Annotated in this window: 10 protein-coding genes; 9 read left to right on the forward strand and 1 reads right to left on the reverse strand. The window is 71.5% G+C overall.

What is annotated here, in order from left to right; translation table 11 throughout:
* Positions 1-77: 77 nt before the first annotated feature.
* From ACF061_RS12430 to ACF061_RS12445, 4 genes are all read left to right on the forward strand, one after another.
* A complete protein-coding gene (locus ACF061_RS12430; RefSeq protein ID WP_392266803.1) occupies positions 78-1130 on the forward strand; it encodes a hypothetical protein in 1053 nt (350 codons plus the stop codon).
* Positions 1131-1600: 470 nt separating this feature from the next.
* Entirely contained in the window at positions 1601-1888 is a 288-nt protein-coding gene (locus ACF061_RS12435; protein ID WP_392266804.1) for a lactococcin 972 family bacteriocin, read from the forward strand.
* A gap of 156 nt (positions 1889-2044) precedes the next feature.
* Entirely contained in the window at positions 2045-4150 is a 2106-nt protein-coding gene (locus ACF061_RS12440) for a hypothetical protein (protein ID WP_392266805.1), read from the forward strand.
* 51 nt (positions 4151-4201) lie between these two features.
* Positions 4202-4840 (forward strand): ABC transporter ATP-binding protein, encoded by a 639-nt coding sequence (locus ACF061_RS12445; protein WP_392266806.1) that lies wholly within the window; start codon positions 4202-4204, stop codon positions 4838-4840.
* A gap of 172 nt (positions 4841-5012) precedes the next feature.
* On the opposite strand, the gene ACF061_RS12450 is transcribed toward ACF061_RS12445, so the two are convergent.
* On the reverse strand, positions 5013-5504 hold the full coding sequence (locus ACF061_RS12450; RefSeq protein ID WP_392266807.1) for a response regulator transcription factor: 492 nt from the start codon (positions 5502-5504) through the stop codon (positions 5013-5015).
* 265 nt (positions 5505-5769) lie between these two features.
* Here ACF061_RS12450 and ACF061_RS12455 point away from each other — a divergent pair, with 265 nt between their 5' ends.
* The 5 genes from ACF061_RS12455 to ACF061_RS12475 all read left to right on the forward strand — a co-directional run bounded on the left by ACF061_RS12455 (position 5770) and on the right by ACF061_RS12475 (position 11542).
* Positions 5770-6243, forward strand: coding sequence for a GNAT family N-acetyltransferase (locus tag ACF061_RS12455; protein ID WP_392266808.1), 474 nt, complete (start codon positions 5770-5772; stop codon positions 6241-6243).
* Between the two features lie 283 nt (positions 6244-6526).
* Positions 6527-8359 (forward strand): cholesterol oxidase substrate-binding domain-containing protein, encoded by a 1833-nt coding sequence (locus tag ACF061_RS12460; protein WP_392266809.1) that lies wholly within the window; start codon positions 6527-6529, stop codon positions 8357-8359.
* Positions 8360-8662: 303 nt separating this feature from the next.
* Positions 8663-9424 (forward strand): GNAT family N-acetyltransferase, encoded by a 762-nt coding sequence (locus ACF061_RS12465; RefSeq protein ID WP_392266810.1) that lies wholly within the window; start codon positions 8663-8665, stop codon positions 9422-9424.
* 357 nt (positions 9425-9781) lie between these two features.
* Positions 9782-11083 carry a hypothetical protein gene (locus ACF061_RS12470; RefSeq protein WP_392266811.1) on the forward strand — a complete coding sequence of 434 codons (1302 nt, stop codon included), beginning with the start codon at positions 9782-9784 and terminating at the stop codon, positions 11081-11083.
* 168 nt (positions 11084-11251) lie between these two features.
* Positions 11252-11542 carry a hypothetical protein gene (locus ACF061_RS12475; protein WP_392266812.1) on the forward strand — a complete coding sequence of 97 codons (291 nt, stop codon included), beginning with the start codon at positions 11252-11254 and terminating at the stop codon, positions 11540-11542.
* Positions 11543-11575: the final 33 nt, after the last annotated feature.

An 11575-nucleotide genomic window follows, 5' to 3' on the forward strand; every position in this document is an offset into this window, starting at 1 on the left:
GGTCTCAGGACGTGCCTGCCGGGCCGTGCGGCATGATGGCGGCCATGCGTAGAGGGGTGGGCGGGGGGTTCCGCCGCTTGTGGCCATGGCGTGGACGCGACGAGTCGGCGCTCTTTGAGATCGAGGCCGAGATCACCGCCTTCGGTGAGGCCCTGGACGTCCATTCCTTCAGCCCCGGCCAGCCCGGCGCCACCGATGAGATGCGGGCCGAGCTGACGCGTGCTCTCGACGCGTACGACCAGGCGAAGCGGGACGTCGCCGGCGACCGGTCGCGGGCGGACAGACTCGATGTCCTGCGCACGCTGGACGAGGGCAGGCACGCGCTGGCTCGTCTGGATGCCCTGATCGCCGGCCGGCCTCTGCCGGACCACATGCCGCTGTGCTTCTTCGACGCCCGGCACGGTCGGGCCACCCGGCGGGTCAGCTGGGCGCCTCCCGAGGGCGCCGCCCGCGACATCGCCGTATGCGCGGCGGACGCGGTCCGCCTGATCGACAACCCGAGTCCGAGCACTCCGAGACAGCCGGGCCCGGGCGGCGAAGTCCGCACACGGCCACGCGGGGCCACGCCTCGCCCGACGACGCCCGCGCGTGTCCCCCAGCCGCGGGTCAGCGGGAAGGGAAGCAGCGGCGAGCAGACCCACCGGCTGAAGATGCCGCCGTACCGCCCGGCCGTGATGGTCTTCTCGACCGACGGGCAGGCGCGGGTCCACCTACGCTTCGAGGGCGGCAGGAAGGGGCGTTCCTCACGCCTGTACCGGCTGTCCGGCGACGGCATCCCCCTCACCGCCCGGATTCCGCTGCCGGAAGGGAACAGGGCGATCGCCTTCCGCGTGTTCGCCGGCGAACAGGAGGCGTGGACGGCGACCGCGGCCCCGCTGCGAGAGGTCCCCCGCTTCCACGACGAGATCAACGGGACCGGATCGGATGTCGTGCACTACCGAGGGGAACCAGGCTCGGGGGTCCTGCACTACGCGGGGCCGAGCCTGATCCAGTTGGAGGCGCTGGACGACCGCCTGGCCTACTGGGTGACGGTGGCCGAGGGACGCGCCGGGGCGCATACGTTCCAGTGGCCGGGCCGCGGCTACTACCAGGTGCGCTCGGCGGGAGCGTGGAGCCTGTCCGCCACGTGAGGCGACAACTGCTCCGCGTCCCGCACCGGTTCACTCACGTCAGGGTCAGCGACGCGGTACCCCTGCCGTTCCGGGCCGATATCGCGTCACGACATTTTCCCGCCACGTCCGAAACCGGCCGCACCACGACACTCTCCGTGGGTCGCCCGGCTCTCCCCCGCCAGAGCGCGGAATACACCGCTCAGAGCAGCGGGTCGAAACCGGAGCGGACTGCGCATCACCTATCACCAGTAAGGAGCCGACGGCAAAGTGCGGCGCGTCCCGACTCCATACTTCCTCCGCTTTCCGGCCGTGACCCATGAATGATCTCTCGCTCCGCGTACGAAACCCTGTCGAGGTGGCGGCGCAATGTGACGGGCGAACTGGTTTTCGTAGCACAGATGTTGCCTTGATAGGTGCTGTCGGGTGATCTCGGGCCCTTCCTAGGGTGAACGGGCACCGAGGAAAAGGAGCACAAGGAGGGCTCAACAGTGAGAAAGAACATCGCGAAACTGGGGATCGCCGTGGGCGCCCTCGTCATCGCCACCGCCACACCTGCTCTCGCCACCATCACCTACCCGTCCGAGGGCGGGACGTGGGACCACGGAGCGGGGACTTCCTACGTCTGGTCCGACTACCTCCACAACAGCAAGTGCCACGGGTCGACTTCGGTGGGCGCCTACACCGACCGCAGCGCCAACACCGCGGCCGGCACCTGGTCGATCACCAGTGCCACGGCATCGCTCAGCGGCAACAAGGCGTACTACCGCATCTGCTGACCCGAGCGCCGGTCACCGACCCGGCGACCTCGCAGATATCAGCTTGTGGGGAGCGCCACTACAGCCGCTCCCCACGAGCACCGGAAACTCCCTCCCCGCTCAGCACTGCCCCGCCTCACCGAACTCCGGGCGCTTCGACGAGAGAAGAGTCAGGCGATGTTGCACAGAGGCATCAAGTTCGTCCATGCCGCGGCCCTCGCCTTCGCCGCGCTGCTGGCATTCCTCGTCGTCTCGAACCTCGACGAGAAAATGATCCTGGGCAACCGGGCGGTGCTGGTCGTCGACGAGTCGGACAGGTCGGCAAGCGGTGAACAGGTCGTGCGGGCGCTCACGGAATTCGCCGCCGAACGAGGGGCCGTGATCGGGCGTGAGCTTCCGGACCTGGAAGACTCGGAAGGGCGCCGCCATCTGTACCTCGCGGTGGGCGACTCACGATCCGCCGCGGCTTCCTGGCTGAGGGACGGTTATCCGGACTTCGGCCGACGGGTCGTCACCGAGGTTCATCCACTGGCTGAACTCGGCAACCGCGACCCGCGGGGGATCTATTATCTCTTCGGCTCCCGACCGGCGGAGCGGGATGCCATCGCCGAGTTCGCCTCCCTCGGGCTGAGGACCACCGTCAGCCACCCCCTGTCCTTCTCCGAGTTGCGGACTCGGTACGCGGACGACTCGCTGCTCGACGCCTTCTTGATCACGGCCCTGGCATTGGTGACGCTCACCGGCGCGAGTGTGCTCCTGAACGCCAGGGCCTACGCGGTGCTCAGGCTCCAAGGCGCGTCCTTCGCCGGGGCGTTCCTGCGGGACCTTCGACACCTGTCCCGCTTCTGGATGATCGCGACAGGGGCGCTCGCCGCGGTCGCAGCGGCATCGCTCGGTATCTTCAACGGCTGGGCACGTCTGGGGCTGTACGCGGCCGTCGCCGCCGCCGTGGCCATCGCACTGGAGCTGATCGTCCTGACGACGCACGCCGCCGTGCTCACGCTCGCCTTCCGAACCGCCCTGCCGGCGGCGCTCAAAGGAGAGGTTCCCGCCCGGGCGGCTTCCTGGAGCGCCTACGCCGTGCGGCTTCCGGCGCTGTTGCTCACGGTCGGGCTCCTCGCTTCGGTCGTCGCGGAGGGTCAGGACCTCCTCGAACGGCAGCGGACCTGGCGAACATACGCACAGGTGGGTGACGCAACCGGAATACGAATCACCGGCAGCGTGGGGATGGACGAGATTCCGGAGATGGAACGGACGGTGGGGCGCCGGCTGCACCAGGCGGACAAGGAAGGAAAGATCATCATGGCCGGGCGGCTCTGGTTGCGTGACCTCTTCCGTACGGAGCTCCCAGGAGAGCTGCTCGTCGTGAACGAGACCTTCCTCGCCAAGCAGCCCGTCCTCGGACCGAACGGGCAGCGTTACCTACCCGGAAGCGGGCAAGGGAGAGGCGCCTCCGACAGGCCGGCACGCCTCCTCGTCCCCGAACATCTCGCGGCTCGACTGCCGCTCTTACGGAAGGCGGCACCCGGCATCCTGCGCCCGGAAGACCCCCGACGCATCGCACAGGGCGATATCGAGACCCACCCCATGATGGACGGCCAGCGGATCTTCGCCTACACACCCGGAGAGGAAACCAGTCGCAGCCGCACCGCTGAGGACCGCTCGTTCGTGCGCGATCCGGTCCTCCTCGTCGTACCCAACGGCTCCGACTACCTCACCGAGATCAACTACTACGCCTTCGCCACCCGGAACCAGGTGGTCTTCCCCGATCCGCAAGACGTCCATGACATCCTGCGGAAGGACGACAGGATGCGGACCTATGTCGCCGCACTCCTACCGGTCAGGCAGAAGGCCGCGGTCGCCATGCGGGACGCCGCTCGTTCATTCCGTCTCCAGGTCTGGGAACTCGCCGCCGGCCTGGCCGTGCTGCTGATCACCGCCACTGGCGTGTGCGTCATCCACACGCGCAAGAACGCGCAGGCCGTCTTCGTCCGGCACATCAGCGGCTGGTCCTTCACCGCGACCCATCGAATGCTCCTGGTGGCCGAGGCCGCCGTCGCCGCGCTCATCCTCGCCTGGCTCCCGGCGCGGGCCTGGTGGCGGAACCAGGACCGATCCCGGTACACGGCCCGGGACATCCCCGCCCCCTGGCCTCCGGCGGAAGTCACGGGCCTGGACATGGCGGCCGCGACGGGCATCGCTGCCGTCACACTCGGCGTCGTCCTCCTGATGCTCACCGTTTTCCACCGCCGCATCGTCAGAGCGGGCAGCAGTGAGGCCTGAGGCCGGCAGACACATCCGTCACCCTCCCCGCGTCCGGCTAGGAGCGCCACAGTGATCGACATCGAGGATCTGTCCAAGTCCTTCGGTCCGCGTGCCCTCTGGTCGGGGATCGATCTCACCATTCACAGTGGTCGGATGCTCGCCCTGACCGGTCCCAGCGGATCGGGCAAATCGACGCTGCTCAACTGCCTCGGACTGCTGGACACCCCCACCTCCGGGGCCATCCGCCACCTGGGCAGAGACATCACCCGTCTCGGCCCCCGGCAGGCCCGGCTGTTCCGTCGCGACATCCTCGGTTACCTCTTCCAGAACTACGCCTTGATCGACAACGCCACCGTCCTCGCCAATCTGGAAGTCGCCGCGAAGGCACGGCACGGGGAACGCCGCGCGCTCGAGGCCGCCGTCGCCGAGGCGCTGGATCGCGTCGGTCTCACAGGCTTCGAAGGGGAGAGGGTCTCCCGTCTCAGCGGGGGCGAACAGCAGCGTGTCGCCCTCGCCCGGCTCATGGTCAAACAGGCGTCGCTGATACTCGCCGACGAACCGACCGGAGCCCTCGACCACGACAACACAGCCACCGTCGTGAAGATCCTGCGCGAGTTGAGCAGCTCGGGCTGCGCGGTCGTCATCGCCACTCATGACGACTATGTGCGCGATCAGTGCGACACCGAGTTCCAGGTAGGGGCTCAGTGAGAACACGCGGTCGAGGCGAGGGGTCTGGTGATGTCGTGATCAGACGTGCCCGGCCGCGGAGAGGGTCGCGGACAGCCCGCAGTTCGTCCCCGTGCTGAACGAAGCTGCCGGTGGCCGACTCCGCACGGGGGCCTCCTACCAGCAGCCGAACGATCACCACATCGCACAGACCCTAGCGGGGACCCGCCGGGCCGTCAGGAGTGCCCGCCGCCGCCAGGGCGCAGAGCTGCGAGCGGTTGAGCAGCCCGGTCTTGGCGATCAGGCCGGCGACGTGCTTCTCGACGGTGCGCGGCGATACGTAGAGCCGGGCGGCGATGTCCTTGTTGCTGGGGCGGTCGGCCAGCAGCCGGAAGATCTCGTACTCACGGACCGTCATGCCCCTCAGGCGCAGCTCCGGCGGGATCAGGTCGCTGCCGGTGCGGTGCCGGCGCACCGGCGTGCCGATCGCGCGGAGGGTCCGGCAGGCGCCGACCACCGCGGTGGCGGAGGTCTCGTGGAAGTGGTGCTCGGCTTCCCGCAGCCACCTCTCCGGATCGCCCCAGCCCAGCGCCTGGGCCTCCTCCGCGACCAGCCGCTGTCCGAGGTGGCGGGCGGTGGGGTAGGGCGCGCCGGTCTCCTGGGCGAGGAGTGCGGCGCGTCCGGCCGCCTCGGGCGGACGGGGCACCCGGGTGCCGGACTTCCTGCCGGACCCCGCCGGAGCAGCGTCCGGCTGACCGGCGACGACCCACCAACGGCTGCCCCGCTCCGACGCGTTGGCGGGCGGCGTCCACACACCGGTGGTCCCGCGGACCGCCCAGGACGTGCCTCCTGCGGGGCCGGTCCGGTGACCGCAGCCACCCCATGGTGCTCCGTCCGGTGCCGTGACCGGCGCTGTTCACCGGGTCGGTCAACCACTGGATCGAGCCCCTGCCGGCCTGTAGGTTCCCGGTGTGAGTGATGACGGCGGGACTCGGATCCGGTGCGCGCAGGAGGCGGACGCAGCCGTGATCGCGCGCATCCACCTGACCTCCCGGTCGGCGACCATGCCCTATCTGCCCCCGCAGCAGCACAGTCACGAGCAGGTGACCCGATGGATCCGGGACGTCCTGCTCAAGCGGTGCCGCACCTGGGTCGCGGTGCGTGATGCCGGGATCGTCGGCTACGCGGCCCTTGACGACGACATGCTCGACCACCTCTATCTGCGCCCGGACGTCCGCCGCCGGGGAATCGGCACGCTCCTGCTCGACGAGGTCAGGCGGCACAGCCCTGACGGGGTGTCCCTGCACGTCTTCCAGCAGAACACCGATGCCCGCGCGTTCTACGAGCGCCACGGTTTCTCCGTCGTCGACACCAGCGACGGTGAGCGCAACATGGAGAACCTGCCCGACATGACGCTCCGCTGGACACCGAGCGGCACACGGTGAGCCGGGCCGCCCGGACGGGAGCCGACGAAGGGCGGCCAGGAGCAGGCGCCCGAGGGCGAGCTGCGGGCCGTGCGGGCCGGGTCGTCGCTGCCCTTCGCGCTCAACGGGCGGGCCGGGCAGGGCTTTTACATCGCGGGGCCTCCCGGGAGAAGCTGGTTCGCGGATCATTCACCCGTTCAAGTGAATCATCCGACTGTACGGCTGCGAGGCGTTCCGCGCTGGATAGCGTGCGTGTTCGACCGGCCGGGCAAGGCCGGTTCCGAGCGGGTCAGGGGGTGTGAGGATGACGGACAGTCCTTCGAACCAGGGCGGCGGGCTGTCACGGCGCAGGCTGCTCGCGTCGTCGGCAGCCGCGGGCGGCGCGGTCTGGTTGCTGCGCGGGCTGGTCCGGCCGGGCAGCGCCTACGCGGCCTCGGCACCGCCGCCGGGCTTCCCGGCCGGGATCGACGTCTATCAGCGCGCCTACCAGAACTGGGCCGGTGAGATCCGTACCGATCAGCTGTGGACGTGCGCGCCGGGCAGCCCTCGCGAGGTCGTCGACGTCGTCAACTGGGCCCACGGCGCGGGCTGGACGGTACGCGCGCAAGGGCAGCGGCACGGCTGGGCCCCGCTCACGGTGGCCGACGGCACGCCCGCCGCGACCCGGGTCGTCCTGCTGGACACCACCGCACACCTCACCGCGATGTCGCTGGAGCAGCAGGCCGCCGACGGGTCGGCCGTGGTCCGGGTGCAGGCCGGCGCCTCGCTGGAGACACTGCTCGCGTTCGCCGGCGCGAGCGGCTACGGGGTCGCCTCCGCGCCCGCACCCGGCGATCTCTCGGTCGGTGGCGCGCTCGCCATCGGCGCGCACGGCACGGCCATCCCCGCCGTCGGCGAGGACCCGTCATCCGGCCACGGCCACGGCTCGCTGAGCAACCTGGTCACCGAACTGACCGCGGTCGTCTGGGACCACGACGCCGGCCGCTACGTCCTGCGGACCGTCGGCCGGGCCGAGCCCGACTGTGACGCGCTCCTCACCCACCTCGGCCGCTCGTTCGTCACCGAGGCCGTCCTGCGGGTGGGCACCGACGACAATCTGCGCTGCCAGTCCTTCCTGGACATCCCCGCCACCGAACTGTTCGCCGCCCCCGGTGCTCCGGCCGGCACGCGGACCCTGGCCGGCTTCGTGGACCGCACCGGCCGGGTGGAGGCGATCTGGTTCGCCTTCACCGACCGCCCCTGGCTCAAGGTCTGGAGCGTCGCCCCCAAACGGCCGCTCGCCGCCCGAGCGGTCGACGAGCCGTACAACTACCCGTTCTCCGACTCCCTCCCCGAACCGGTGGCCCGGCTGGCCGGGGACCTGGTCTCCGGGGCGTGGGCGAGTGCGCCGCTCTTCGGACAGGTCCAGTACCTGCTGGCCAAGGTCGCGTTGACCGGCGACATCACCGACGTCCTGCTCTCGGGGACCCTCGTGCGGGACGTGCTGACCGGCGACGTGCTCACCCACCTGCTGGCAGGCGGCCTGCGCTCGGACCTGTGGGGCGCCTCGCGCAACCTGCTGCAGTACGTGCGGCCCACCACGCTGCGCGAGACCGCCAACGGCTACGCCGTCCTCACCCGCCGCGCCGATCTGCAGTGGGTGGTCAGCCGGTTCGCCGACTTCTACCGCACGCTGCTCGCGCAGTACGCGGCGCGCGGCGAGTACCCGGTCAACGGCCAGGTGGAGATCCGGGTGACCGGTCTGGAGGATCCGTCCGTGTGCGGCGTCCCCGGCGCGCGGCCCCCGCTGCTGTCCGCCCTGCGGCCGCGTCCCGACCGGCCGGACGTCGACACCGCCGTGTGGATCGACGTCCTGTCCCTGCCGACGACACCCGCCCTGCACCGCTTCTACCGCGACATCGAGCAGTTCCTCCTGACCCTGGACGGGGACCGGGCGACGGTTCGCGTGGAGTGGTCCAAGGGCTGGGCCTACAGCGACACCGCCGCCTGGTCCGACCCGGACGTCCTCACCCGCGCCATCCCCGCCAGCCAGCGCGCCGGAGGCGGCCCGGGCTGGGACGAGGCGGTCGCGACGCTCGACCGGCTCGACCCGCACCGCGTACTGTCCAGCCCGTTCCTCGACGCGCTGCTGCGCTGAGCGGGCGGGCGGCGGGACTCCCGGCGCGGCCCCCCGGCGTCGGCGCGGTGACGGCCACCCGCGCCGGCGCCCCCGCGACAGGCAGCCGTCCGGGTTCCGACCAGGACTCGTCCGGCCGATCACACGCGGTCTTCGTTCCGACGGCGGGTGACGGCGGCTCGATCTCCATGCGGGTCACGAGGGCGAGGTGGCCGAGCGGCCTCCGGGGCCTCCGGGGCCTCCGGGGCCTCCGGGGCCTCCGGGCAGCGTTCCGGCTGAGGCAATTCGCAGGCGGCCACGGTCACGGCTGCATAGGCTCCCCGCATGCAGAGCCCGGAACTTCAGCGGATCAACGCCTTCCTGTCAGCCTTCGCCCGCCGACAGGCCGGGCGCCTCGTCGACCTACCGGGCGGGTTCGCCGTATATGACGACGCCTTCTCCCATTCCCGCGCGAACAACCAGGTCGTCATCGACACGGCGGTGCATCCCGAGGCGTTGCCCACCGTCGTGGAGGAAGCGCTGGGCCATCTCCCACACCGAATGGTCTCGGTCCTGGACGACGAAGTCGGAAGGGCGTGCGCAAAGCCGCTGATCCGGGCCGGATACACCCACTCCACCCATCTGGTCATGCTGCACACGGGCCCGGTTCCGGCCGGAGGGCCCGCTGAGGAGGTGGACCTCGACGCGATACGCGCCCCCCTCACCCGGCGATGGCGGGATCTCCTTCCGGACGTCGACGACGAGGTCGTACGCCACCTTGTCGACCGGCGCGAGGCTCGCAGGCGCGGGGCCGACATCGTCCGCTTCATCGGTGCCCGCACGAAGGAGGGGGAGGTCGCCTCATGGGCCGACCTCTATGTGGACGCCGGATCGGGCACAGCACAGATCGAGGACCTGGTCACCTCGGAGGACCACCTCAGGCGCGGTCATGCCGATGCCGTCCTGGCCACCGCGCTGCGCTCGGCTGCCGATGAGAACTGCGGTATCCGCTTCCTGACCGCCGATGCGACGGACTGGCCGCGCCACTGGTACGAGCGTCGCGGCTTCTCCGTCATCGGGCGCTCGCACTGCTTCGAACGCGGGTGATCACGAGAGGACCCGCCGTTCACGCACCGCCGTCTCCGGCGACGATCGTGGGGACAGGCCGACGGACCTGTCGAGTGACTCCTGACGGGCGCCGTGAGGAGGAGCCCGGGGGGCCACCGAACGAGACGGGCGGAGGGCGGAGCGCGGCCGGGGCGGCCGGGGCGGCCGGGTCGGCCGGGTCGGCCGGGTCGGCGGAGCCGGAGGCGCGTCCCCGACGGCGCGGACAGGGCTCGGACGCCGGACGCGCCGTACCCGGTCGTACCCGGTCGTACCCGGACGTGTCGTACCGCCCGTGCACCGATCCGCATACCGCCTCAGAATGGACGAAACGTCCGGCGAACCAGCGGAGGCTCGGTGATGCGTGACAGCGCCGAGGACGATGAGGGTCCCCTCGAGGAGCACGACGTGCGCGACGGTGAACCCGACGACGCCGAGGGCGCCGTCGAGTACACCGGGTCCGGGGGATACGACGACGAGGAGCCCGAGTACTACGAGGAACATCGGGACGACTACCCCGAGCAGCCCGGCCTCCCCGACGAGGACCGCGCGGCCGCCGCCTACGCCGACGAGGAAGCGGCAGCCCCTGGCGACGAGACCTACGAGGCGGCGGCCGTCCCGGAGGACGAGGCCGTGGTCAGCAGGAGGGCCGGCGACGCCGAGCCCGACGTGTACCTCGATGTCCCGTTGCTCAAGGTCGACGAGATCGACCTGGACGTCGAGAACCTGCGGGCGCATGTATCGCTCCAGGCCGAGGTGCTGGACCTGCTGAAGCTGAACGTCGGCGCCGACGTCGCACTGGGCCGGGTGCACCTGGGCATCTCGGGAGTGGAGGCACAGGCCCAGCTCAAGGTACGTCTCGACAACGTGGCGCTGATCATCAACCGGGTCCTCACCACGCTCGACCGCAACCCGCAGATCCTGGAGGACCTGACCCGGGGAGTCGGTGCGGCCGTGCAGGACATCGGCGGCGGGGCGCGGCAGGCCGTCGGTGAGCTGGGCGCGGGCACGGGGAGAGCCGTCGGCGACATCGGCCGGGGAGCCGGCTCCGCCGTGCGGGACGTGGGCCGCGGAGCGGGCGAGGGGGTGCGGGACGTGGGCCGCGGGGTCGGCCGTGGGGTCGAGGACGTGGGCCGCGGCGCCGGCCAGGCGGTGGAGGGCGTGGGCCGCGGTGCCGGTCGGGCGGTGAGGGACGTCGGGCGGGGCGCCGGGGGTGCCGTGGGTGACGTGGGCCGCGGCGCGGGGCGCACCGTGGAGGATGCCGCGGGCGGGGTGAGCGGGGTCGTCGCCGATACCGGCGAGGCGGCCGGTGACGTCGCGGCGAGCACGGCCGGGCAGGTAGCGCGTGGCGGCGGCGACGTGGTGGGGACTACGGCGGGACGAGGCGCCGGAGCCGTTGAGGACGTACCGAAGGTCACGGACGTACCCGACGTCGCGGATGTCACGGACGTCGCGGAGGTGCCGGATACGGCGAGGGGCACCGCACGCCGGACCGCGCGCCCCGGACGGAGCGGGGCGCGGGGGCCCGACGACGAGCACCGGGACCCGGCCGTCCGGAGTCACGGCGGCACCCGCGGACGCCGAGTGCGCGGCGAGGACGGCAAGCTGCCGCCCCGGCCCGGTCGCCGCCGCGCGGCCGAGGAGTCGGACGAGCCGCCATGAACGGCCCGCCGGCCGGCGCCGGACGCCACGGGGCCGGCGTCGAAACCGAGACCGACCCCGGCCCCCGGCCCAACACACCCGACCCCGGCCCCAGACCCGACCTCGCACCCGCACCCGCACCCGCACCCGCACCCGCACCCGCACCCGGACATCGAGTTCCAGGCGACGGTGCGTTCCGACCGCCTCCGCTTCGTGGAGGACCCGTTGACAGCCGTCGGCTTCCCCGGCACCGGGAAGCGGACCTCGACGTCCCGCAGCGAGCGCGGGAACCTTCCCGACAAGGTCGTCGCCGGCGAGGAGTACCGCGACGCGTCGGTCACCTACCGCCTCGCGACCCGGCTCACCGGGCCACCGGAGAACGGCCGGGACCGCCAGGGCGGAGGCGAGGGCGAGGGCGGGGGCGAGGGCGGGGACGACACGAACGCGCGAACGAGTCCGTCGGGTCCCGATCAATCCTGATCGGGACCCGACGGACCTGGGGCATGAAGTGGG

Source organism: Streptomyces sp. NPDC015220, from assembly GCF_043079345.1.
Taxonomy (GTDB): Bacteria; Actinomycetota; Actinomycetes; order Streptomycetales; family Streptomycetaceae; genus Streptomyces.